19 protein-coding genes are annotated in these 23,348 nt (G+C 69.7%); 8 read left to right on the top strand and 11 right to left on the bottom strand.

Translation table 11 applies throughout. The features are described from left to right. Window positions 1-13 precede the first annotated feature (13 nt). The 6 genes from ORI94_RS07815 to ORI94_RS07790 form a co-directional block, all read right to left on the bottom strand. On the bottom strand, window positions 14-1,081 hold the full coding sequence (locus ORI94_RS07815) for an MBL fold metallo-hydrolase (protein WP_266073646.1): 1,068 nt from the start codon (window positions 1,079-1,081) through the stop codon (window positions 14-16). 134 nt (window positions 1,082-1,215) lie between these two features. Then, window positions 1,216-2,148, bottom strand: a complete 933-nt coding sequence (locus ORI94_RS07810; RefSeq protein ID WP_266073645.1) for a VOC family protein — start codon at window positions 2,146-2,148, stop codon at window positions 1,216-1,218. 5 nt (window positions 2,149-2,153) lie between these two features. Next, window positions 2,154-3,152: an amidohydrolase family protein gene (locus ORI94_RS07805; protein WP_266073854.1), complete on the bottom strand. Its 999-nt coding sequence runs from the start codon at window positions 3,150-3,152 to the stop codon at window positions 2,154-2,156. A 35-nt stretch (window positions 3,153-3,187) separates the two neighbouring features. Continuing rightward, window positions 3,188-4,318 carry an FAD-dependent oxidoreductase gene (locus ORI94_RS07800; protein WP_266073644.1) on the bottom strand — a complete coding sequence of 377 codons (1,131 nt, stop codon included), beginning with the start codon at window positions 4,316-4,318 and terminating at the stop codon, window positions 3,188-3,190. Window positions 4,319-4,341: 23 nt separating this feature from the next. Continuing rightward, on the bottom strand, window positions 4,342-5,304 hold the full coding sequence (locus ORI94_RS07795; protein ID WP_266073643.1) for a cyclase family protein: 963 nt from the start codon (window positions 5,302-5,304) through the stop codon (window positions 4,342-4,344). Beyond that, window positions 5,301-6,302, bottom strand: coding sequence for a fumarylacetoacetate hydrolase family protein (locus ORI94_RS07790; protein ID WP_266073642.1), 1,002 nt, complete (start codon window positions 6,300-6,302; stop codon window positions 5,301-5,303). The genes ORI94_RS07795 and ORI94_RS07790 overlap by 4 nt, the downstream gene beginning before the upstream one ends. Before the next feature lie 127 nt (window positions 6,303-6,429). Between ORI94_RS07790 and ORI94_RS07785 the strand changes: the two genes are divergently transcribed. Next, window positions 6,430-7,347 (top strand): LysR family transcriptional regulator, encoded by a 918-nt coding sequence (locus tag ORI94_RS07785; RefSeq protein ID WP_266073641.1) that lies wholly within the window; start codon window positions 6,430-6,432, stop codon window positions 7,345-7,347. Window positions 7,348-7,619: 272 nt separating this feature from the next. On the opposite strand, the gene ORI94_RS07780 is transcribed toward ORI94_RS07785, so the two are convergent. Then, window positions 7,620-8,663, bottom strand: a complete 1,044-nt coding sequence (locus ORI94_RS07780; protein ID WP_266073640.1) for a LacI family DNA-binding transcriptional regulator — start codon at window positions 8,661-8,663, stop codon at window positions 7,620-7,622. A 69-nt stretch (window positions 8,664-8,732) separates the two neighbouring features. Beyond that, window positions 8,733-9,782 carry a LacI family DNA-binding transcriptional regulator gene (locus ORI94_RS07775; RefSeq protein WP_266073639.1) on the bottom strand — a complete coding sequence of 350 codons (1,050 nt, stop codon included), beginning with the start codon at window positions 9,780-9,782 and terminating at the stop codon, window positions 8,733-8,735. A 270-nt stretch (window positions 9,783-10,052) separates the two neighbouring features. On the opposite strand from ORI94_RS07775, the gene ORI94_RS07770 reads away from it, so the two are divergent. From ORI94_RS07770 to ORI94_RS07745, 6 genes are all read left to right on the top strand, one after another. Further along, window positions 10,053-11,372 carry an ABC transporter substrate-binding protein gene (locus ORI94_RS07770; RefSeq protein WP_266073638.1) on the top strand — a complete coding sequence of 440 codons (1,320 nt, stop codon included), beginning with the start codon at window positions 10,053-10,055 and terminating at the stop codon, window positions 11,370-11,372. A gap of 85 nt (window positions 11,373-11,457) precedes the next feature. Continuing rightward, window positions 11,458-12,342 (top strand): carbohydrate ABC transporter permease, encoded by an 885-nt coding sequence (locus tag ORI94_RS07765; protein WP_189557649.1) that lies wholly within the window; start codon window positions 11,458-11,460, stop codon window positions 12,340-12,342. A gap of 5 nt (window positions 12,343-12,347) precedes the next feature. Beyond that, complete coding sequence (locus ORI94_RS07760) at window positions 12,348-13,256, top strand: carbohydrate ABC transporter permease (protein WP_266073637.1); 909 nt, start codon at window positions 12,348-12,350, stop codon at window positions 13,254-13,256. Between the two features lie 110 nt (window positions 13,257-13,366). After that, complete coding sequence (locus ORI94_RS07755) at window positions 13,367-15,958, top strand: alpha-L-rhamnosidase (RefSeq protein WP_266073636.1); 2,592 nt, start codon at window positions 13,367-13,369, stop codon at window positions 15,956-15,958. Between the two features lie 543 nt (window positions 15,959-16,501). Next, on the top strand, window positions 16,502-18,925 hold the full coding sequence (locus ORI94_RS07750) for a beta-glucosidase family protein (protein WP_266073635.1): 2,424 nt from the start codon (window positions 16,502-16,504) through the stop codon (window positions 18,923-18,925). Between the two features lie 150 nt (window positions 18,926-19,075). Next, the gene (locus ORI94_RS07745; protein ID WP_266073634.1) at window positions 19,076-20,344 is read left to right on the top strand and encodes an ABC transporter substrate-binding protein; all 1,269 of its coding nucleotides are present in this window, start codon (window positions 19,076-19,078) and stop codon (window positions 20,342-20,344) included. A gap of 166 nt (window positions 20,345-20,510) precedes the next feature. Here the strand turns inward: ORI94_RS07745 and ORI94_RS07740 are convergent, their stop codons facing one another. The 3 genes from ORI94_RS07740 to ORI94_RS07730 form a co-directional block, all read right to left on the bottom strand. After that, window positions 20,511-20,693 carry a hypothetical protein gene (locus ORI94_RS07740; protein WP_266073633.1) on the bottom strand — a complete coding sequence of 61 codons (183 nt, stop codon included), beginning with the start codon at window positions 20,691-20,693 and terminating at the stop codon, window positions 20,511-20,513. Window positions 20,694-21,329: 636 nt separating this feature from the next. Further along, window positions 21,330-21,602 carry a hypothetical protein gene (locus ORI94_RS07735; RefSeq protein ID WP_266073632.1) on the bottom strand — a complete coding sequence of 91 codons (273 nt, stop codon included), beginning with the start codon at window positions 21,600-21,602 and terminating at the stop codon, window positions 21,330-21,332. Window positions 21,603-21,607: 5 nt separating this feature from the next. Then, window positions 21,608-21,913 carry a transposase gene (locus tag ORI94_RS07730; RefSeq protein WP_266073631.1) on the bottom strand — a complete coding sequence of 102 codons (306 nt, stop codon included), beginning with the start codon at window positions 21,911-21,913 and terminating at the stop codon, window positions 21,608-21,610. A 188-nt stretch (window positions 21,914-22,101) separates the two neighbouring features. Here ORI94_RS07730 and ORI94_RS07725 point away from each other — a divergent pair, with 188 nt between their 5' ends. Further along, the gene (locus ORI94_RS07725) at window positions 22,102-22,989 is read left to right on the top strand and encodes a trimeric intracellular cation channel family protein (protein WP_323056030.1); all 888 of its coding nucleotides are present in this window, start codon (window positions 22,102-22,104) and stop codon (window positions 22,987-22,989) included. Window positions 22,990-23,348: the final 359 nt, after the last annotated feature.

Genomic DNA, 23,348 nt, shown 5'->3' with positions numbered 1-23,348 from the left:
CAGCGGAGTGTGATCAGGAGAGGGGGATGCGCATGAGGTCGTGGCCCACGGTGACGCGGCCCCGGTAACCGGCCGCCCGGGCGGAGGCGCGGGCCGCCGCGGCCCACTCGCGGTCGGGGAACTGGGTCGGGTCGGCCGGCGCGAGGTGGCTGAGGACCACTTGGCGCGCCCCCGCGGCGGCGGCGATCCCGCCCACCTCTGCGATGTCGGTGTGGACCTCGCGCATGTGCTCGACGACGGTGGCGGGCAGGCCGGTCTCCTCGAACCACGCGGCGTCGACGGCCTCGTGGACCAGTAGGTCGCAGCCGCGGGCCAGCGCGATGAGGTCGTCACTGCGGCTGGTGTCGCCGGAGAAGACGACGGAGCCGTCCGCGGTGTCGAACCGGTAGGCGTACGCGGGGGACATGTTGCCGTGCGGGACCCTGGTCGCCGTCACCTTCACGGTGGCCGTCTCGAGGACGGTCACCACCGTGCCAGGCCGCGCCGACAGCTCGGTCACGTCGAGCATGGACACGGGGTCGATGCCGAAGCCCTCGGCGACGAAGGCGTTGGTGGAGGCGGCGAAGGTGGCGTTCGCGCGCCGGGTGGTCTCGACGATGCCGGGCGCGGGCTGTTCGGGGGTGACGGGACCCGCGGTGACCGTGTCGCTCGGCCCCGGCCCCCATACGCGCACGATGCCGCCGAGTCCGGGCTGGGGCGGCATGACGCCGGCGCACAGCAGCGGGAAGTCGAAGTAGTCGACGATGTGGTCGGCGTGCAGGTGGGTGAGGAAGATCCCCTTGAGCGACGGCATCGACAGTCCCGCCCGCAGGTACTGGCTCACGGCGCCCCGGCCGCAGTCCACCAGGTAGGTATCGGTGCCGACGGTCACGGCGGAGGCGATACCCATGCGCTCGCCGTACGGCGGGGGGCCGCCCGCCGTGCCCAGCAGGTGCACGACCGTGCCCTTTCCCGGCCGGACTTTGTCCTGAGGCTCGGTGCGGGGCTCGGCGGCGGCCTGCGAGGTGACGGCGAGCGCGGTGGCGGCCGCGCCGCCGGCCAGCAGGCCGCGACGGGACAGCGGGGTCGTGCGAGGGGTCATCGGGGCGGTTCCTTCGATCGTCGTTGATGCGGGAGCCGTGGGGGGTGAGGAAGGGGGCGAGTGGGGCCGGGGACGCGGCGGTGGGAGTCAGGGCGTGGACACCGCTGCCGCGTCCCCGGCGTACGGGGAGCGGATCAGACCGGCGGGGCGACGAACACGCCGCGGTCGGGGTCGTTGAAGGACTCCTTGGCGACGAGTTCGTTCATTGGGTTGGCGGTGCCCCACTGGTCGGTGACCTCGGGCTGGGAGAAGTCGTAGACGTGGGGGTGCCAGGTGTCCTCGTCCAGGCACTCCAGCTCGGTGGTGTACTCGACGGTGTTCCCGTGCGGGTCGAGGAAGTACGTGAAGGTGTTGTCGCCCGCCATGTGCCGGCCGGGACCCCAGACCTTCTTGAAGCCCGCCCGGATGACCCGGCCGGAGCCGCGCATGTATTCGTCGATGCCGCGCATCTCGAAGGAGACGTGGTGCAGCGAGGTGTGCGGGCCCTTCGCCAGGGCCATGGAGTGGTGCTGGTTGCTGATCCGCATGAAGTGCATGACTTCGCCCATGTGCGGGGAGCTGAGCGTGTCGGAGAGGGCGAAGCCGAGGTGGCGCTCGTACCACTCGCGGGTGCGGTTCAGGTCCGGGCTGTTGAGGACGACGTGGGAGAGCTTGACCGGGATGGCCTCCTTCTCCTCGATCTTGCGGTGCTGCCGCACCTCGACGTCGGCCGAGACCTCGATGGTGCGGCCGTCGACGTCGAAGAAGCGGAAGCCGTAGCCGCCGCCGGGGGTGTCGACCTTGCCCGGCCGGGAGATCAGCTGCACGCCGCCCGCGAGCAGTCGTTCGGCGAGGGTGTCGACGTCGGCGGGGGACGCGGCGCCGTAGGAGACGAGGTCGAGGCGCTTCTCCTCGGCCTTGCGCAGCCGCACGACGTACTGCTCCGGGGAGCCCTCGGCTGCCAGGAAGGAGATGCCGGAGTCCTCGGCGACCTTGGTCAGGCCCCAGACGCCGGCGTAGAAGTCGAGCTGCTTGTCGTAGTCGGGCACGGCGAGGTCGACGTGCCGCAGGTGGGTGAGCAGGCGCATGATGGTCAGTCCTTCCGGAGGAGGGCGGCGGCGTTGCCGCCCCGGACGGCGTGGAAGTCGGCGTCGGACAGGCGCGCGGCGCGCAGGGCGCGGACCGGGTCCTCGGTGCCCATGTCGAAGGGGAAGTCGGAGCCGAGGAGGACCCGGTCGGCGCCGGCGACCCGGATCAGCTCGCGCAGCACGTGCGGGTCGTGGACGAGGGAGTCGAAGTACAGCCGCTTCAGGTAGCTGCTGGGCAGGTGCGCGCAGCCGGCGCTCGCGTCGGTGCGGGCCGACCAGGCGTGGTCGGAGCGGCCGATGTGGGTGGGCAGGTAGCCGCCGCCGTGCGCGGCGATCAGCCTCAGCTCCGGGTGGCGGTCGAGCACCCCGGAGAAGATCAGGTGGGACAGCGCGACGGCGTTCTCGGTGGGCTGGCCGACCGTGTTGGACAGGTACCACTGGTCCAGCCGCTCGTCCAGGGTGCAGCCGAAGGGATGCAGGAAGACGAGCGCGCCGGTCTCCCCGGCCCGGGCCCAGAAGGGCTCGTAGGCCGGGTCGGACAGCTCGCGTCCCGGGGCGTGGCTGGAGATCTCCACCCCGGCCAGGCCCTGCTCCAGGGCGTGGTCCAGGGCCCGGACCGCCTGCTCCGGGTGCTGGAGCGGGGCCAGCCCGAGTCCGCGCAGTCGGTCGGGGGCGGCTGCACAGTGTGCGGCCGTGGCCTCGTTGGCGAGCCGGTACAGCTTCTCGGCGGTGTCCTCGTCGGCCCAGTAGTGGTAGTGCGACGGGGAGGGGCAGACCAGTTGGACGTCGACGCCCTGGGCGTTCATCGCGGCCAGGCGCACGGCGGGGTCGGTCAGGCGGGGGATGCGCTCGCGCACCATGGGGCCGCTGACGGCGAGGGAGGCGGGGCCGTTGCGCCGAGCGTCCAGCTCCTTGGCCTCGGCGTGCCCGGGCAGGCCGGCGACGAGCGCCTCGACCTCGGGCAGCAGGACGTGGGCGTGCACGTCCACGGTGGGCGTGTTCACGGCGGTGGCGTTCACGAGAGCCGTGTTCTCGGCGGTCACGGCAACTCCCGGAGCATGGTCATGGTGCGGCCCATCAGGCCGGGCACATCCGCGTCGCGCACCCCGTCGAGCTGCCACTGCCCGATCTGTACGGACGCCTCCACGACCGGGCGGACGCGGGCGATCCGCCGGTCGTGGTACGCCTGGAACAGCGCGTCGTCCCAGTCGTCGGTCCCGGTCAGCATCTGCGCGAGCACCCAGGCGTCCTCCAGGGACAGTGCGGCGCCCTGGGCGAGGGTGGGCGGGCAGCAGTGTGCGGCGTCGCCGACGAGGACGACCCGGCCGCGGTGCCAGGAGCCCTCGACCAGCAGCCGGTCGAACCAGGTGTAGTTGACCTTCGCCGGGTCGGTGATGTGCTCGGTGATCTCCGGCCAGTGGCCGCCGTAGGAGGAGGTCAGGCGCCGCATCTCGTCGGCGTACGACTCCGGTGGGATCGACGCGCGGTCACGGTTGGCCTCTACGACGTACGCGTACAGGGTGGTCTCGCTGGTGGGGCAGTAGCCGGCGATGTAGGCCGGGCCGCCGTATGCGAGGTCGGTACGGACGACGCCCGCCGGACGCGGGGCGGCGATGCGCCAGATGGCCATGCCGGTCGGTTCCGGCTTGTTGGTGATGCCGATCGCGGCGCGGGTGGCGGAGCCGAGGCCGTCGGCGGCGACCACGAGGTCGTAGCGGTGCTCGGTGCCGTCGCTGAGGCGCACGGCGACGCCGTCGGCGTCCTGGTCCAGGATCTCGGCGGTGGTGCCGAGGCGGACGGTGGCGCCGCTGGAGCGCACGGCGTCGATGAGGATCTGCTGGAGCCGGGGGCGCTGCATGCCGACGGTGGCGGGCAGGTCGTCGCCGCCGGTGCGCAGGTCGTCCTGGGCGTGCAGGACGGTGCCGTCGGGGGCGGTGATGCCGACCGAGCCGAAGCCGTATCCGGATGCCTCCACCTGCTGCCAGACGCCGAGTTCGCGCAGGACGCGCAGGGCGTTGCCCTGGAGGGTGATGCCGGAGCCGGCGGTGGCGTTCCAGTCGTCCTTGGCCTCGATCAGGTCCACCGCGTACCCGGCGCGGCGCAGCAGGATCGTGACGGCATTGCCGGCCGCGCCCCCGCCGATCACCAGGACTTTACGGGCTTTGCTCATGGGGAACTCCCTTGTTCCGCTGGTTACTTGACGGCGATCGGGTTGACGGGTGAGCCGACGGCCCCGGTGATGGGCAGGGGTGCGGCGGTGAGCCAGAAGGCGTACTCCCCGTCGGCCGCGCAGTCCTCGGCCAGGGCGTCCAAGTCCCACATCTCGCCGATCAGCAGGCCGATGTGGGGGATGGCGACCTGGTGCAGCGGCTGGAAGGCGTGCTCGAACTCATTCGGGCGGACCTCGAAGCCCCAGGTGTCGGTGGCGATCGCGGCGATCTCGCTGCCGTGCAGCCAGCCCGCCGTGGTGAACGACAGCCCGGGCGCGGGCCCGCCGGCGTAGTCGCCCCATCCGTCGCGGCGCACCCGGGCGAGCTGGCCGGTGCGGACGAGGACGATGTCGCCGCGCCCCACCCGCACACCGTGCGCCTCGGCGGTCGCGGCCAGGTGCTCCTCGGTGATCGCGAAGCCGTCCGGCAGCTCACCGTCCTCACCGACGACCCGGCCGACGTCCAGGAGCACTCCGCGTCCGGCGACGTGCGGGGCCATGTGCTCGATGCCGGTGACCTGGTCGCCGTCGGAGGTGACGACCTTCTCGGCCGGGCGCCCGTTCCACGCCTTGCCGTGGTCGAAGATGTGCCCGAGCCCGTCCCACTGGGTGGAGCACTGCAACGGCATCGCTATGACGTCGTCGGCGCCGCCGATGCCGTGCGGCAGGCCCTGGTTGCCGAGGGCCGCGTCCGTGCCGGTGTCCAGCATGGTGTGCACCGGATTGGTGCGCTTGCGCCAGCCCTTCTGCGGGCCGTCGATGTCGAAGCGCTGGGACAGGGAGAAACTAGTACCCCGCCGTATCAGGGCGGCGCCCTCGCGGCGCTTGGCCTCGTCGAGGAAGTTGAGCGTGCCGAGCACGTCGTCCTCGCCCCAGCGGTTCCAGTTGGAGCACGCCTTCGCGGTCCGGGCGATCGAGCCCTCGGGGTCGGTGCGGTCCAGCGTCATCGAGCCGCCTCCGCCACGCATCGGGTGCGCTGGGCACCGAGCCCGGTGATGGAACCGTCCACGACGTCACCGTCGCGCAGCAGCCGGCCCCAGTGCATGCCGTTGCCCGCCGGGGAGCCGGTGAGTACCAGGTCGCCGGGCAGGAGGCGGGCGGTCTGCGAGGCGTAGGAGACCATCCGCGCCACGTCGAAGATCATGTCTTTGGTCGACTCGTCCTGCATGGTCTCGCCGTTGAGCTTCAGGGTGAGGCGCAGGTCGCCCGGGTTCGCGATCGAGGCGGTGGGCACGATCCAGGGTCCGAGCGGCGTGAAGCCCGGGGCGTTCTTGCTGCGCAGCCAGTCGGTCCCGATCTGCGGCATGTCCCGGCGGAAGACGGTGGCGCGGTCGGTCAGGTCGTTGGCGATCGTGTAGCCGGCGACGTGGCCCAGGGCCTCCTCGACGGACACCCGGTGGGCCGGGCGGCCGATCACCGCGGCCAGTTCCAGCTCCCAGTCGGGCTTCTTCGCCCAGGACGGCAGCACGACGTCGTCGTAGGGACCGGTGATCGCGCTCGGCAGCCCGATGAACACGTACGGCAGATCCTCGGCGGCCCGGCGGTCCATGATCTCGGCTGCCTCCGCGCGCCGCTCCGCCTCCGGCCGGTCGTCACCGGGCGCGCGGTGCGCGACGTGCAGGTCGATGACGTGCTGCCGGTAGTTGGCGCCGGACTGGAACACCTGGCGCGGCTCGACCGGTGCGTGCACCCGGAAGTCCGCCAGGGGCGCGCGTCGTGGCGCGCTGTCGCCGGCCAGGGCCGTCAACCGGGGCAGCACAGCCTCCCAGTCGTCCAGGAGGTCCCGCACGCTCAGGTCGGCGTCGTCCAGGGCGTCCCGCAGGTCGATCACCTGGGCGTTGGAGGTGACGAGAGCAGGGAAGGCGGCCCCGTCGAGGGCCGAAAGGGTGGCGAGGGCGAAGGGTCCGGCGAAGAGGGCGGACGCGGCTTCAGGTTTCACGGACATGTCCTCCTGATTGCGATGGCACTAATCTGGACTCGCCACCCGCGATCAGGGAAATAGATTCCGTGGATGACAGTCATCCATGAGTCGAATTTCCGCAGGTCACCGCCGAAAAACGAGAAAAGCCGCCGTGAATCTCAGTCGCCTGGACCTCAACCTCGTCGTCGCCCTGCGCGCTCTCCTCGAAGAGCGCAACGTCACCCGCGCCGGACAGCGCGTCGGTCTCAGCCAGCCGGCGATGAGCGCGGCGCTCTCCCGCCTGCGCCGGCACTTCGACGACGACCTGCTGGCCCGGGTCGGCGGCCACTACGAACTCACCGCCCTCGGGCAGGTCCTCCTCGACCGCGCGTCCACCGCCTACGACCTGCTGGAACGTCTCTTCGCCAGCCAGGCGGACTTCGACCCGGCCAAGGAGAGCCGTGAGTTCAAGCTCGTGGCGTCCGACTACGCGGTCGCCGTCTTCGGCGCCGAACTCGCCCGGGTCGTGCATCAGGAGGCCCCCGGCATCCGGCTGCGTTTCGCGCAGACGCCGAACACCGTGGTGGATGCCACGGACACTCTGCTGAGCACCACCGACGGTCTGCTCATGCCGCACGGTGTGATCAGCGACTTCCCGGCCACCGACCTCTACCAGGACCGGTGGGTCTTCCTCGTCGCCGACGATCACCCGAGCGTCGACGACCGGCTGACCCGGGAGGACCTGGCCCGGCTGCCCTGGGTGACCTACCAGCGCACCTACGACGCCCCGGCGGTGCGCCAGCTCGGCATGCTGGGCATCGAGCCCCGGGTCGAGGTCTCCGTGGACAGCTTCCAGATCATGCCGCTGCTGGTCAGCGGAACCCGGCGCATCGCCCTGATCCAGGCCCGCCTGGCCCGGCTCCTCGCGCCACTCGCCGCCGTGCGCGTGGTGGAGCCGCCCTACGAGGCGGTGCCGCTGCGGGAGGCGTTGTGGTGGCACCCGGTGCACACGCACGACGCGGCGCACATCTGGCTGCGGGAGACGGCCGCCCGGGTCGGCAGGCGGATGGCCGACGAGACCGTGGGATGAGCGAGGCCCCGCACGTGAACGGAGGGCCCTATTCACGTTATGGATGGAATTTATCCGTGAAGTGAATGACGGTGGGGGTGGGCAGGGCCGGCCGGCAGGACGCATGCTCGGACGGGGCCCGTCGGTGCGCTCTTGCTCGACGTCTCTATCCGACAGCCGGAGATGATCATCGTCTCCGCGGTCGACCCTCCCGTACCGTCGGCCGGAGTTTCGCCGTGCTCGTTTTCCATGCCGTACCCGTCATCGCTCCCCACGGCCCCGAGCCGACCCGCTCAGCGAGCGGGAGCCGCCATGGTCGACCGGCGTACGACCAGTTCGGGTTGCAGCACGACGTGGCGGTGCGTGTGCCTGACTCCGTGGGCCGTGTCCTCGATGAGCAGTCGGCCGGCCTGCCGTCCCATGGCGGATGCCGGTCGTCGCACCGAGGTGAGCGGTACCACGGCCGACGCGGCGAACTCGATGTCGTCGTACCCGACCACGGCGATGTCGTCCGGCACTCTCAGACCGGCCTCGTACAGGGCCTGAAGGACACCGAGGGCGAGCAGGTCGTTGGCGCAGAAGACGGCGGTGGGTCGCTCGGGCAGGCCGAGGATGCGGTGCCCGGCGTCCTTGCCGGCCGTCACGGTGAGGGTGTCGCAGGACAGTTCTCTCAGCGCGGTGGACGGCAGGCCGGACTCGCTGATCGCGGTGAGGGCGCCGCGGCGGCGGTCCCTCACCTGCTGGAGGCGGTCGGGGCCGCTGACGTAGGCGAGGGAGCGGTGGCCCCGTTCGAGCAGGTGCCGTACCGCGGCCCGTCCGCCCACCACGTCGTCGATGCCGACGGAGCATGCCGCGGGCTGGGGCGCGTACTGGTCGGCCACGACGAAGGGCACGGCGTTGCGGCGGAAGGCCGCGACGGTGCGCCCGACTCCTTCGCCGGAGGCCAGCACGGCACCGCGGACCTGGTGCGAAGTGATCAGCGACAGGTGACGTGCCGCCTCGGCCGGATCGTGGGCGCCTGTGCAGGCCATGACGCCGAGGTCCGCCTCACGGGCGGCCTGTTCCACCCCGGAGGCGAGTGCGGTGAAGAACGGGTTCGCCATGTCGAGCACCATGACGGCGATCACCCGGGAGGCCCAGCCGCGCAACTGCCGGGCGCCCTCGGCCCGGACGTAGCCGAGGGAGTCGATCACTTCCAGGACGCGCGAGCGCGTTCCCTCGGACACGATCTCGGGCCGGTTGAGGACGTTGGAGACGGTACCGAGCGAGACGCCTGCCTCCCGCGCAACGTCCTTGATGCCGACCCGGGGACGTGGGCGGTCGACAGGTCCGGCCACCGCCGTCGCTCCGTCGGAGCCACGTTCGCGGTGAGCTGGGGGAGCGGCGGTCGGTCGCCGGTCCACGGTCTAGCGTCCCTGCGGAGCGCCGGTGGTGGAGCGCACCACCAGACGGGGGGTCATCGTGGTCTGCATGGCTCTGTCCCTTCGGCTTTCGACGCGCTCGACGAGCATCCGGGCGGCGGCGGAGCCCATGGTGTGCCCCGCCTGGTCCACGCTGGTCAGTTGTACGGGGGCCAGGGCGGCGAGCGCGGTGTTGTTGTAGCCGACGAGCGACAGGTCCCGGGGGATGCGCAGCCCGAGTTCGTGCGCCGCGCGGTAGACGCCCAGTGCGGCGACGTCCGCACCGGTCATCACGGCGGTCGGCGGACGGTCGGCCGTCAGCAGTGTCATGCCCGCCTTGAAGCCGCCGTCGTCGGAATAGGCGGTGTGGTGGACCCGCGCGAACCGGTCGAGTCCGTGCCGTTGCATCGCGTGCAGATAGCCCTCGCTCAGCACGGTCTCCGGAGTGCGCTTCCACTTGTTGGCCCGGGTGCCCGGGGCCGAGACCAGGGCGATGTCACGGTGGCCGAGCGAGACCAGGTGATCCACCACCAGACCGGCGCCGAGGTCGTCGGCGTCGACGACCGAGTCGTAGGTGTCCGAGGCGTCGTGGTGCCCGATGACCGCGGTCGGCGTCGAAGCGGCCGTGTCCAGCACCTCCGCGCGCGGTGTCCCCGGGGCAATGAGGATCAGTCCGTCCATCTGCCGGTCCACCAGGGAACGAATGGTCCTGGCCTGTTCCTCGGGGTCGAAGCCGGCCGCGCCGATCAGCACCGTGTAGTCGGTGTGGCGGAGTTCGTCCCGGATGCCGTCGAGGATGTCGGCGAAGAACGCGTTGCGGACGTTGTCCAGCAGTACACCGATGGTGTAGGTCCGCCCGCGCATCCCTCGCGCCGCCGCGTGCGGACGGTAGCCCAGGTCGGCGATGGCCGCCTGGACCTTCTCCCGCATGGCCTCGCTCACGCCGTAGGCATTGCGCATCACCTTGGAGACGGCGGCCGTGGACACCCCGGCATGCCGGGCGACATCGGTGATGGTCACGCGCTTGTTCGGCTTGGCTGCGGAAGCCCCGTCCATGGTCCACGTCCCGAAGTGAGTAGTCGTAGGTATAACGGTCTACACGCTACTCCCCGCCACCCGTCAAGCCTTTCGTTCATCACTACGGTGTTACCCGCTTGTGTCTTGACGGTGGCGGAGGGGCGGTGCAGGGTGTTGCCCACTCGCTGTGAAGAACGTTTTACACGGTCTCTGCCGAGTTGCTGCCCGCGTGCTGCCGGGCCTCGTACTTCGCCCCTGGCGCTGTTTCCCGCACCTCGCCCCGCTCGTCATGATCCTTGGGAGTCCTCCGTGCCCCTTCGTACCTCCCGCGCCCGTCGTGCGCGACTGAGCCTGCTCACCGCCGGCGCCGCCTCGCTCGCGCTGCTCGCCACCGCGTGCGGCGGCAGTGGGGCCGGCGGCTCCTCCTCCGCCCCCGAGAACTTCGACTACCTGAGCGTCACCGAGAACACCACCGTGAAGACGGCGCTGACCACCATGTCCAAGGGTGAGTGCAAGGCCGCGAACGACGCTCTGCCGCTGAAGGTGGAGACCGTTCCGCAGGCGAGCCTGGACCAGAAGCTCCAGTTGCTGGCCGGCCAGGACGCGCTGCCGGTGCAGTTCGCGGCGGGCAACGCCCCGGCGCTCACCCAGCAGTTGGCCAAGTCCGGCAAGGTTGCCGACCTGGAGGCGAAGCTCAAGGAGCTGGGCGTTCTCGACCAGCTGGAGCCGGCTGCCGTCTCCACCATCAAGGCCCTGTACGGCGGGGAACTCCAGGTCCTGCCGTACGAGTACAACATCGAGGGCATCTTCTACAACAAGAAGGTCTTCGCGCACAACGGGATCAAGGTGCCGGGCACCTGGGAGGAGCTGGTGTCGGCCGCGGCGAAGCTGGAGGCGAAGGGCGTCCAGCCGTTCTCCGCATCCGGTCAGCAGGGCTGGCCGCTCACCCGTCTCATCAGCGGCTACCTCTACCGCAGCCTCGGCCCCGACGCCCTGCAGAAGGTGGCGGACGGCAAGGCGAAGCTGACCGACCCGGAGTACGTGAAGGCCGCCGAGGAGGTCGCGGCCCTCGGCAAGAAGGGCTACTTCGGCAAGGGCGTCGGCTCCATCGACTACGACACGGCGATGAACCAGTTCCTCACCGGCAAGGCCGCCATGTTCTACATGGGTAGCTGGGCACTGGCGAACATTTCCGACGACAAGCAGAACAAGATCGGGGCGGAGAACACCGGCTTCATGCCCTTCCCGGCCGTCACCGGCGGCAAGGGCTCCGTCGACCAGTACCCGTCCAATGTCGGCCTGGGCATCACGTTCGCCTCGAAGTCCTTGGACAAGAAGACCGGCGACTGGGTGTCCTGCATCGCGAAGAACTACGGCTCCACCGCGCTGAAGGACCACGGCTCCATCTCCGGCTTCAAGGTGAACACCGAGGTCAAGGACGCCAACGAGGTCACCACCCAGGTGCGGGACACCATCAGCGCCTCGAAGCAGAACGTGCTCTGGTTCGAGGCCCTGTTCAGCACCAAGGCGACCACCGTCAGTCAGCAGAACGCGGCGGGTCTAGTCAGCGGCAGCACGAGCCCCGAGCAGTTCATGCAGACCGTTCAGGACGCGCTGGCCGCCCAGTGACCGGCCGGGGACGGCCCGCTCGCTCCTGCCCGCCCCGCCGCGCGCGGGCCGTCCCCGTCCCTCCGAAGAAAGTGGACACCCACCCATGCACCGCGTACTCGGTGACCGCAGGGCCATCGCGCTCCTGCTCGGTCCCGCCCTCCTCGTCTATTCCCTGATCATGCTGGTCCCGATGGTGTGGTCACTCGGGTACTCCTTCACCAAGGGCAACACGATCAACGGCTTCACCGGAAACGGCGTCGCCAACTTCTCCCGTCTCCTGGACGACCCGGCCGTCCACGACGCGCTCTGGTTCACCCTGAAGTACGCCGTCGTCGTCACCGCCGGGCAGGTGGTCGCCGGGTATCTCCTGGCGCTGCTCTACGTCTTCTTCCTCAAGCGCGCCTCGGCGCTCGTCCGCACCCTGGTGTTCTTCCCGGTCGTGCTGCCCACCGTCGCCGTCGGCCTGCTCTTCCAGAAGTTCTTCCAGGTCGCCCCGCAGACCGGCCCGGTCAACTCCCTGCTCAACGCCGTGGGCATCGACTCGATCGACTTCTTCGGCAGCGCCGGCAGCGCCTTCTGGGTCCTGATCGCCATGGACATCTGGCGCTCCATGGGCTTCTACGCCGTACTCCTCTTCGCCGGCCTCGTCGACATCCCCGACGAGGTCCTGGAATCGGCCCGCCTCGACGGAGCCACGGGACTCAGGCTGGTCCGCCACATCGTGCTGCCGCTGTCCCTGCCGGTCCTGATGTCCTCGCTGATCTTCAGCATCAACGGCACGCTGAAGGTCTTCGACTCGATCGTCGCGTTGACCAACGGCGGCCCCGGCACGGGCACCACCCCGCTGACCCTGTACATGTTCCAGACGTCGTTCACCTACAGCGACTACGGCTACGGCAGCACGATCGCCCTGCTGCTGACCGTCGTGTGCCTGCTGGTGAGCCTGGTCGTCTACCGCGTCTCGCGGCGCGACCTCACGGAGGGCTGAGAGTCATGGCCACCATCGACACACCCGTGAAGACCTCCGCAAGCGGCTCCGGGCACGCGCCCGTGCGTGCCCCGCGGGCCCGGCGCGGCCGTCCGGGAAGCCGCCTCTGGGTCAAGGTCGTCGTCGCTCTCCTGCTGGTCGTCGAGGTCTACCCGATGATCTGGATGTTCCTCACCTCCCTGAAGTCCAACGACGACTACCTGAACAACTCCACCTGGAGCCTGCCCACCACCTGGGAGTGGAGCAACTACACCGAGGCGTGGACGACCGGCAACATCGGCCTCTACGTCCAGAACAGCCTGCTCGCCGTCGTCCCCGCGCTCGCGCTGATGCTGCTGCTGGGCACCGCCGCCGGCTTCGCCCTTCAGGTCATGGTGTGGAAGGGCCGCAGCCTCACTCTGCTGGTCTTCCTCGCGGGCATGATGGTCCCGCCGCAGATGATCCTGCTGCCCCTGTTCACGGTGTACTTCCAGACCGGCCTGTCCGGCACGCTGTGGCCGCTGATCCTCACCTACACCGGCACGGGCCTGCCCCTGACCGTCTTCATGATGGCCACCTACTACCGCAGCGTCCCCCGCGAGCTGTTCGAGGCCGCCACGATCGACGGCGCCGGCATCCTGCGCGCCTTCTGGACCATCAGCCTCCCCCTGGTGCGCAACGCCCTGCTCACCGTCGGCCTGGTGCAGTTCTTCTTCATCTGGAACGACCTGCTCATCGCGCTGACCTTCACCAACAACCAGGACCTGCGCACCATCCAGGTCGGCCTGCTCAACTTCACCGGCGACTTCGGCGCCACCCAGTACGGCCCCCTCTTCGCGGCCATCTGCATCAACGTCTTCGGCACCCTCGTGATCTACCTCTTCCTCAACCAGAAGGTCATGAAGGGCCTCACCTCGGGAGCGTTGAAGGGCTGACCCGGCCCTCGCCCCGGCCTGCCGTCTCCCCGGCCCTCGGCTCCGGGGAGTTCGCCGCGCCCACCCGTCACGCTCCCGACTGTGACCACACGTGAAAGAAGGGTCGCCCCTTGCTCCCCCCTCAGCCCTCCCCGGTCAGCTTCGAACACCTGCCGGACGGACTCGGCATCGGAGTCGCCTCCCCCCGGCTGACCTGGACCTTGCCCGCAGGCACCGGCCGCCAGGTGTCGTACGAGCTGGAACTCGAACGCCGTGGCGGCATCAGCCGCACCGGGCGCGTCGACAGCGCCGAGCAGGTCCTCGTTCCGTGGCCCGGCGACCCCCTGACATCCCGGGAACGCGCCACCGTACGCGTCCGCGTCTGGACCTCCGACGCCGCAGGCCCCTCGGAGTGGAGCACACCGAGAGACGTCGAGGCGGGGCTCCTCGACGCCGCCGACTGGCAGGCCGTACCCGTGGGCGCCGACTGGGACGAGGACCCCGAGGGCGAGCGCCGCCCCGCCCGCGTGCGCAAGGACTTCCGTCTCGACCGGCCCGTCGCCCGCGCACGCCTCTACGTCACCGCTCACGGCCTGTACGAGGTGGAGATCAACGGCCGCCGCGTCGGCGACGAGGCGCTCGCACCGGGTTGGACCGTCTATCCGCACCGGCTGCGGTACCGCACCCACGACGTCACCGCCCACCTCACCGAGGGCGCCAACACCGTCGGTGCCTGGCTCGGCGACGGCTGGTACCGAGGCAAGTACGGCTTCGACGGCGGGACCCGCAACATCTACGGCACCGACCAGTCCCTCATCGCCCAGTTGGAGGTGGAGTACGACGACGGCACCACGCAGGTCGTCGCCACCGACCGGACCTGGGAAGCGGCGCCCGGCCCGATCCTCACCAGCGGCCTGTACGAGGGCGAGACCTTCGACGCCCGCCTGCACGACCCCGCCTGGGCCACGCCCTCCGCGGCCGACGCGGAGGGCTGGGCGCCGGTCCGTACGGGCGTACGCGATCCCGGCACCCTTGTCGCCCCTCTCGGGCCGCCCGTGCGCTGCACCGAGGAGGTCACTCCGGTCACCGTCACCCGCACCGGCGACGGGCGTCACCTGCTCGACTTCGGGCAGAACCTCGTCGGCCGTCTCCGGGTCACCGTCGACGGACCGGCCGGCACCACACTCACCCTGCGGCACGCCGAGGTCTTGGAGGACGGCGAACTGGCCACGCGCCCGCTGCGCGAGGCGTACTCCGTCGACACCCTCATCCTTTCCGGCGGCGGACCTCTCACCTGGGAACCCCGCTTCACCCTGCACGGCTTCCGCTACGCCGAGATCAGCGGCTGGCCCGCCGAGCTGACGGCCGGCCAGGTGACCGCCCGCGTGTACCACACGGACATGCGCCGAACCGGATGGTTCGAGTGCAGCGATCCGCTCGTCAACCGCCTGCACGAGAACGTCGTGTGGAGCATGCGCGGCAACTTCGTCGACCTGCCCACCGACTGCCCCCAGCGCGACGAACGCCTCGGCTGGACCGGCGACATCCAGGTCTTCGCCCCGACGGCGAGTTTCCTTTACGACTGCGCCGGCCTGCTCGACTCCTGGCTCACCGACGTCGGCCTCGAACAGCTCCCGGACGGCACGATCCCCTGGTACGTCCCCGTCATCCCGGGCGAACCGATGTGGACGCCGATCCACCCCGGTGCCGCATGGGGCGACGTCGCCACCCTCACTCCCTGGACGCTCTTCCAGCGTTTCGGCGACCGGGACCTGCTGCGCCGCCACTACCCCATGGCCAAAGCGTGGGTCGAGCTGGTCGAACGCCTCGCCGGTCCTACCCGCCTGTGGGACACCGGCGTCCAGCTGGGGGACTGGCTCGACCCTGCCGCCCCACCGGACGACCCGGCCGCAGGCCGTACCGACCGCTACCTGGTCGCCACCGCCTACTTCGCCCACTCCGCGCGACATCTCGCCCTGGCCGCAGAGGAGTTGGGGTTCGACGCGGACAGCGAACGGTACGCGGGAGTCGCCGCCGAGGCAGCCGACGCCTTCCGGCGACGGTACGTCCTGCCCTCGGCCCGCCTCACCAGCGACAGTGCCACCGCGTACGCGATCGCCCTCGCCTTCGACCTGCTCACGCCGCAACAGCGCGGACCGGCTGCCGACCGCCTCGCCGAGATCGTGCTCGCCGACGGCGCGCGCATCTCCACCGGCTTCGTCGGCACCCCGCTCATCTGCGACGCCCTCACCGACAACGGTCACCTCGACGTCGCCTACCGGCTGTTGCTGCAGACCGAGTGCCCCTCCTGGCTCTACACCGTCACCATGGGGGCGACCACGATCTGGGAGCGCTGGGACAGCCTGCGGCCCGACGGCACCCTCAACCCGGGCGGCATGACCAGCTTCAACCACTACGCGCTCGGAGCCGTCGCCGACTGGCTGCACCGGGTGGTCGGCGGTATCAGCGCCACCGCCCCAGGCTACCGCCGGCTTTCCTTCCGCCCCCGCCCGGGCGGCGGCATCAGCTGGGCCCGTGTCCGCCACGACACTCCCTACGGGACGGCCGCACTGTCCTGGGAACTCACCGCCACCGGCATGACGGCCGACATCACGGTGCCGGAAGGCTGTACGGCCACAGTGGAACTCCCCGGCTGCGCACCCCTCGCCCTCGGGCCGGGCGACCACGTCCTGGACACCGCGGAACTCGGAGCGGCGGCCTGACCGTCTCCCCTACGCGAAGAAGAGGGACAGCCCGACGCATCACCCGATGCGTCGGGCTGCTATTTGTCTTGCGAATCCAGATCATCCAGAGCGTCGATGACAAAGAATCCCATCGGCCCGTTCAATTGAAATTTCAGGTCGCCGTTAAAATTCCAAGAAAGGAAACCTGCTGGTGAGGGCCTATTTTAAATAGGAGGTGCCGGAGGGTTGACCTTGCATCGGAGGAGGCCATAGTTTCCAGCCTGCTGGGAAAAACTTCGTGGCTGAATACGGCCGTGGCGCCGAGAGCTCACCGTGGGACGCGGCGAGCACTCTGCCGCCGAGAAGTGAAAAAGGGAATGCGATCCCTTGGAGCTCCGCGACCACGCGGCTGCTCCCAGAGCCCCCTCGAGCCGGGGCCGGCCGTGACCTGACCCCTCGGCCGGCCTCACCTCCCCCCAACCCGCGGCGGCGCGTCGTACTGCCGCCATCTCAGTCCGGAGAGCCGCTGTGAACCGACGAACGTTCCTATCCGCCGCAGCCTTCACGGCCCTGGCCGCAAGCATGGCCCCCGCGGTCACCGACCGAGCGGTCGCCGCGCCACGGACCGTGGCGCAGGACCGGGCCGCCGAACTGCTCGCCCGCATGACGGCCGGCGAGAAAGAGGCCCTCGTACGCTGCGACTTCGCCACCGTGGCCCACCTCGGCATCCCCGCCCTCACCATGGTCGACGCCTCCGCGGGGCTGCGCGGCGAGACGGGCGTCACCGCCTTCCCCGTACCGGTCGCCCAGGCGGCCACCTTCGACGAGGCGCTCGCCGGCCGGATCGGGAAGGCCATCGGCACCGAGGGCCGGGCCAAGGGATACAACAACGCCCTCGGCCCCACCATCGACCTGACCCGCACCTGGCACTTCGGCCGTCAGGCCGAAGCCATGGGCGAGGACCCGGTGCTCGCCGGACGGCTGGGCGCCGCCCTCACCGTGGCGATCCAGTCCCAGCACATGGCGGCCACCCTCAAGCACTTCGCCGCCTACACCCAGGAAGTCAACCGCTTCTTCATCGACACAAAGGTGTCCGACCGGGCGCTCCACGAGTACTACCAGGCGCCCTTCCGCCGCGTGATCGCCGCCGCCCCCGCCACCTCGGTGATGATGGCGTACCCGAAGATCAACGGCACGTTCGCGACGCGGCACACCGGCCTGTTCGACGACCTGAAGAAGAGCATGGGCCTCCAGGGCTACACCGTGCCCGACTTCTGGGCCGGGGACGACCAGGTCGCCGCCGCCCGGGCCGGCATGGACCTCGCCGGACTCGGCCCCGGCGGTGTCCAGATCCCGGCGGGTTCCCTCACCGGCGGCGCGATACCGGCCGCGCGGCTCGACGACGCCGCCCGGCGCGTCCTCGTCACCATGTTCGCGAACGGCCTCTTCGACCACCCCGCCCCCGCCCCAGCGGCCAACGTCAGCACCCAGGCGCACAAGGACCTCGCGCACGAGGCGGCCGTCGCCTCCACGGTGCTCCTCGCCAACCGCGCCGCGGCCCTGCCGCTCACCAGCACGGTGAAGTCGCTCGCCGTCATCGGCCCGGCCGGGTCCGACACCTTCACCGGCGTGTCCGGCTCCACATACGTGGACCCCGGGACCTGGACCACCCCGCTCGACGCGATCCGCGCCCGCGCCGGAAGCTCCGTCAAGGTCACCCACGCCCAGGGAACCAAGGGCGACCTCCCCCTCACCACGGTCCCCTCCACCGTCCTGCGCACCCCGACCGGGGCGGCCGGCCTGACGGCGAGCTACTACGCCAGTGCCGACGGCACCGGCACACCGGTCACGACCCGCACCGACACCACCGTCGACTTCACCACCGCCCCCGTCGAGGGCCTGCCACAGGTGTGGTCGGCCAAGTGGACCGGCACGCTGACGCCGACCACCACCGGCCTGCACCGCTTCTCCCTGCTGCCGTCCGGGACGACCTCGCTGAAGATCGACGGTCGGACGGTCGTCTCCGGCACCCGCCAGATGGCCCGCTTCTTCCTCGGCCCCTACGACTATCCGCTCCAGGGCACCGCCGAGCTGACCGCCGGACGCGCCGTCACCGTGGAGATCACCTACAACAACGCCACCGCCGAACCCGGAACGTGCGGCCTGACCTTCGGCTGGCAACCCGAGTCCCTCATCCCCGCCGCCGTGACAGCGGCCCGCACGGCCGACGCCGCCGTCGTCTTCGTCAACCGCGTCGCCGGCGAGGGCATGGACCACGACGGATACGCACTGCCCGGAGACCAGGACCAGCTCATCACCGCCGTCGCCGCCGCCAACCCCCGCACGATCGTCGTCCTCAACACCGACGGCCCCGTCGCCACCCCCTGGCTGAACGACGTGGAGGCAGTCGTGCAGGCGTGGTACGCGGGCCGCGGTGCCGGCACCGCCATCGCCGCCGTCCTCTTCGGCGACAGCGACCCGGCCGGCCGCCTCCCGGTGACCTTCCCCACCGACGCCACCCAGGGCCCCGGCACCACCCCCGCCACCTACCCGGGCACGAACGGCACCGTCTCCTACGACGAGGGCATCGCCGTCGGCTACCGCTTCCACGACGCCAAGAAGCAGGAACCCCGCTTCCCCTTCGGCCACGGCCTGTCCTACACCACCTTCGCCCACGGGGCGATGGAAGCCACCTACGACAAGGCCACCCAGCAGGTCATCATCGAGGTCACCGTGACCAACACCGGACGGCGCGAGGGCACAGAGGTCCTCCAGGTCTACGCCACGCTTCCCGCCTCGGCGGCGGCGGAGGCTCGCCGCCTGGTCGCGTTCCAGAAGGTCACCCTTCCAGCGGCCGGCTCCAAGCGACTGAGCCTGACGATCCCGGTCCAGGACCTCAGCGTCTGGTCGTCGGGCGCAATGACGCTCACCCCGGGGGTCTACACCTTCGCGACGGCGCGTTCCTCCCGCGCCGTCACCGCACAGCGTGCCCTCACACTCGGCTGACCACCGTCGGCCCCCTGGGGCGCGGGCGGCTCGTGTGACCGCTGCACGGTCGAGTGAACGTCACACGAGCCGCCGCCGGCCGACCCGGCCCTGACACCCCACGCCTCGCGCCAGCCAACCTCATTCCTCCTTCCCGCCCGGAGTCCGTCCGTGACACGCACCTCACACCTGCTCGGCCTCGCCATCAGCCTGGCGCTCGCGGCCACCACGACCACCGGATGCGGCCCGTTCGGGACCGAACAGGACGGGCCGGTCGAGTTGTCGGTCAGGGCAAGCGTCACCGACAGGTCCGCGATGGACGCCGTTGTCGCCGAGTTCCACCGCCTCAACCCCGACACACACGTCACGGTCGACTACTCCGACACCGGCGACCTCCAGCAGAAACTCCCAGGCCAGCTCCGCGCGGGTGACGGCCCCGACGTGTTCACCGTCTGGCCCGGCAACGGCAATCCCGCCTCCGTCACCGCGCTGGAGCACGACGACCTGCTGGAGAACCTGAGCCTTCGCCGCTTCAACCTCACGATGCCCATAGGCGTCAAACCGGTCACTGACGTGAACGGCAGCACGTTCGCGGTACCTGTGACCTTCAGCGGCATCGGAACGGTCTTCTCCACGGAAGCTCTGGACGCCATCGGAGGAGCACCTCCCCGGACCTGGACAGAACTCCTGACCCTCTGCGACAAGGCCCGCGACCACGGCAAGGTCCTCCTCGCCCTGGGCAACGCCACCCCCTGGGTCACCCAACTCATCACCTACGCCCTGGTCGCGACAACCGTCTACGCCGACGAACCAGACTTCGACAACGACATGGAACTCGGCAAGATGACCTTCGCCGGCTCCGGCTGGCGAACCGCCCTGCGTAAATACATGGAGATGGACGAGCGCGGCTGCTTCAACGCCGACCCACTGGACACGACGTACGAGGAGACACTCGACCAGGTGGCCACGGGCCGGGCCGTGGGAGTCGTCCAGGTCGCGAGCGTACTGTCCGAGCTACGTGCCGCCGCCCCCGGCCTGACACTGCGCATGACCGCACTGCCCGCCACAGATGACCCCGACGACACACGGATGCCGGGTGCGGTATCGGCCGCCTATGGCCTCAACCCCGACACCCCACACCGCAAGGAGGCCCTCGCTTTCATCGACTTCCTGGGATCCGATCGCGGACAGAACCTGTACAACCGCTCCGGCGCCACCCTCCCCGCCATCCCGAACCCCTCCTTCACCGTCGACCCCGCGATCAGGGAAGTCGCGGAGCGGCAGAAGGCCGGAACCACCGTTCCCTTCATGGATCAGCGCTGGCCGAACTCCGCCGTTCAGCAAGCACATTTCGCCCAGATCAAAGCTCTCTTCTCCGGGATCACGGACATTGGAGGGGCCTTGTCCGCTCTAGACAAGGCTTATCGAGAGCGACCTTGACGCAGGCATGAGAAGTGCACCCATGATGACTGACTTGGCGAGTGCCGTCGGAGCGGAGGAGACCGTGGTGAGGGGGCCGGGCGGTCTTGGGCTGGAAGACGTTGCTCACCAGACTGGACCGTCACCGACCAGTTCGACCCCCGTGTACGCGGTGGCAGACGCGAGGTCAGGACGGCGGTGAGGCCGGCAGCACGCTCCAGACCAGGAGCCCCGCGGTGATCTCGCCCGCTGTCCGTAGCCCGTCCTGCCAGCCGGAGGTGGCGGCCCGTCTGGTCACGACGGCCATGTCCGGCCCGGGCAGCATGGTCAGCACAGCCAGGACACCGACGGCGCATTCCCCCAGTCTCACCTCCGAGGCCGATGCTGTTGTTCACGGGCTTGCCTGCTGTCTGCGGAGGTAGCGGACCACCGATTCCACCTGAGTCCGGGCATCTGCCGTAGCTCCGCTTCCCACGCGGATGGTCTGTCGACCGTGACGCTCGTTTGACGCTCACGGCACCCATTCGATGCAGGGCGAGCCGAGAAACCCGCTCTGACCTGGTCTTTCTCTTAGCAGCCGCAGACCGACATCTTTCCGATGACGTCGCACGTGGAATGCGTGGCGATCCTGGAACCAGTCGGCAAGGGTGTCTGAGCTGCGGTTTTGTGGCCCGGGTGGATCGCTCGACCTGTTTCTCGCTGTGTAGCGGTTCGAGCGAATGGATCGCCTCTTGAAGTTCCTGACCTGAGCATTCATGAAAGGCACCCGTATCGGCGGACACCGTCGAGGTCTCGCCCGGAGATTCTCGACGCTCGCCCGACGCTCGAAGCGGAAGCCTCGACCTGCCGGACCTCTTCGGCCGGGGTCGTGTGGACCGGTTCCATCGGTACGGGGCAGGGACTTCGGTACAAGCGTCTCCTGAACTCGGCCCGGTACGGTGCCAGTCTCCCTGTTCCATCCAGACGATCGGGTCATAGCGGTCCACTGTCGTGTCGGTCCGGTGGATCAGCCAGAAGAACTCGATGCCACTGTCGTGTACGGGTGGCCGAAGAGTCTCCAGGCGGAGACCTTCCGGAGCACTTCGTCGTTGAAATCCCAGTCCCAGTCGTCCCCGAGGTCGATCAGGCCCAGTTCCGGAGGATCCTGGGGCATCCTGAGCGGCGAGCCACCGAGTTGCAGGGAACCGTCGGAGGGTACATAGCGGTCGCCCAGCAGCTCCATCGGCCCGACGCACCGCCCGTATGCCTTCTCCGCATCGATGAAACGACACCGTGCCACGGTGTCTACCTCATCTTGTCCTGAGCGACGAAGGCGGTCGTTTTTCCCAGAACCTCGATCGGGGCCTCCTGCTCGCGAACCTTCCGTCGCAGCCGGACCAACCCCTCACGCTCCGCAGTGGTCAAAGCCCCGGCGGGTCCCTCACCGCGGTCGACCTTCGCCTGCTTCACCCATCCGCGTAGCCCTTCCGGACTCACGCCCGGATCCCTCGCGACCTCGGTGACCGTCTTCTCCGAGGACAACGCCAAGGCGACCGCGTCCCGCTTGAACTCGGCCGTGTACCGCTTACTCATGTTGCTCTTGCTGCTCACTACCTGTGACTGCTTCCTGCGGGACCATCCGTCCCAGTATCAAGCTGTCCGGCCGGCAGGGGGAACCTCACACCGACTTTGAACCGCACCTGCGACGTCTTCGTTCCCTCTACGAGGCGGGTGATCTCTCTTCGACAGCCTGCGCCTCACATGCGTCGTGCGTTCCCCTCTCGTAGAAACGTGATCCTATGCCGATCAATGACCTGGGCAGCGATCTCCAATATGCGATAGATCTGCTGGCCATCTTCGCGTTCGCGCTGTCCGGTGCTTTCCTGGCTGTACGCAAGGACTTCGACTTCTTCGGCACCATTGTTCTCAGCGAGGCCGCCGGGCTGGGCGGTGGTCTCTTCAGGGATTTGGTCCTGGGCGTGATGCCGGTTGCCTTCACCGACCTCGGCTACTTCTTCACGCCTGTAGTGGCTGCTGCCGTGGTCTACTTCGGCCACGGTCTGTCCCTCGACCACAAGGTGCGCGACAACGCTCTCCTCAGCGTCTCGGACGCCGTCGCGCTGGGGATCTTCAGTGTCACCGGTACGATCAAGGCCCTTGACCACGGCATGAGTACCCCCGCTGCCGCCGCCCTCGGTATGGCGAGTGCCAGTGGTGGAGGAGCACTGGCCAGCTTGGTGGCGCTGGAGGTGCCGTCCCTGTTGCGATGGAACCGTGATCTGTACGCCCTGCCCGCCCTGGCCGGGGCGGGCGCGACAGCCGCCCTGCACGTCGGTGGTCTGCTCAACATCACGACTGCCCTTGGCGCGGCCACGTTCGCCGTGTGTCTGCGTCTGCTGGCTCTGCGGTACGGATGGCGGACCCCACGCTCGCAGTTCTGGCGCAAGCCGTTCGCTGGGCTCCGGCAGCAGGCGGTGCCCTCACACGTGCCGTTCCCTTCGGAAGAGGACACTGTCGTTTCGCGCCGCCCGGAGATCGATACGGTTACGTTTCGACTGTCCGCCCGGTCTGCCCCGGAAGGGCGGCACGTCACTGATCCTCGGCTCCTCATGATGCGCCGCGCGGACGGGGGATGCGAGAGCGGGCAGGGGCAGTCGGACGACCCCGCTGGAGCGGCGGCCACATGACCGTGTCCGAAGCTGTCTCCGCTTCGCGGCCGCGGGGCGACTGCATCGACGGCTGAAGCCCGGCGTTCTCGGCACGAACCCCCTGAACGTCCGCGAACGGCTGTGCGGCAGGGTTCCTTCTTCGACGCCGCAGCGCGGCGCCGCACGGTCTTCGCCCAAGACATCGGCCTGGGAGGGCAGCCGCTGGATCGGCGCCGGCGCCTGATCGGGGCTTCGCAGGTGTCCAGCGCCCGCTCCGCATTCAGCTGGGCGCTGTGCCCCCGTCCGTCACCACACTCACGGGCCCGCCCTCGCTCGCGCGACCCGTGTGCGAGAACCGCATCGACACCCTCGCGTCAGCCGGGCCGTGACCGATCGCA

This window comes from Streptomyces sp. NEAU-W12 (genome assembly GCF_026242095.1).
Lineage (GTDB): Bacteria > Actinomycetota > Actinomycetes > Streptomycetales > Streptomycetaceae > Streptomyces.
The sequence above is the reverse complement of the archived record's forward strand: the minus strand, read 5'-3'. Positions and strand labels throughout refer to the sequence as shown.

What these genes read in the sequence shown, in the direction of transcription:
- ORI94_RS07815 (WP_266073646.1), bottom strand. Translation starts at nt 1,081, where the DNA reads ATGACCCCTCGCACGACCCCGCTGTCCCGTCGCGGCCTGCTGGCCGGC.
- ORI94_RS07810 (WP_266073645.1), bottom strand. Translation starts at nt 2,148, where the DNA reads ATGCGCCTGCTCACCCACCTGCGGCACGTCGACCTCGCCGTGCCCGAC.
- ORI94_RS07800 (WP_266073644.1), bottom strand. Translation starts at nt 4,318, where the DNA reads ATGAGCAAAGCCCGTAAAGTCCTGGTGATCGGCGGGGGCGCGGCCGGC.
- ORI94_RS07795 (WP_266073643.1), bottom strand. Translation starts at nt 5,304, where the DNA reads ATGACGCTGGACCGCACCGACCCCGAGGGCTCGATCGCCCGGACCGCG.
- ORI94_RS07790 (WP_266073642.1), bottom strand. Translation starts at nt 6,302, where the DNA reads ATGTCCGTGAAACCTGAAGCCGCGTCCGCCCTCTTCGCCGGACCCTTC.
- ORI94_RS07775 (WP_266073639.1), bottom strand. Translation starts at nt 9,782, where the DNA reads ATGGACGGGGCTTCCGCAGCCAAGCCGAACAAGCGCGTGACCATCACC.
- ORI94_RS07765 (WP_189557649.1), top strand. Translation starts at nt 11,458, where the DNA reads ATGCACCGCGTACTCGGTGACCGCAGGGCCATCGCGCTCCTGCTCGGT.
- ORI94_RS07760 (WP_266073637.1), top strand. Translation starts at nt 12,348, where the DNA reads ATGGCCACCATCGACACACCCGTGAAGACCTCCGCAAGCGGCTCCGGG.
- ORI94_RS07750 (WP_266073635.1), top strand. Translation starts at nt 16,502, where the DNA reads ATGGCCCCCGCGGTCACCGACCGAGCGGTCGCCGCGCCACGGACCGTG.
- ORI94_RS07725 (WP_323056030.1), top strand. Translation starts at nt 22,102, where the DNA reads ATGCCGATCAATGACCTGGGCAGCGATCTCCAATATGCGATAGATCTG.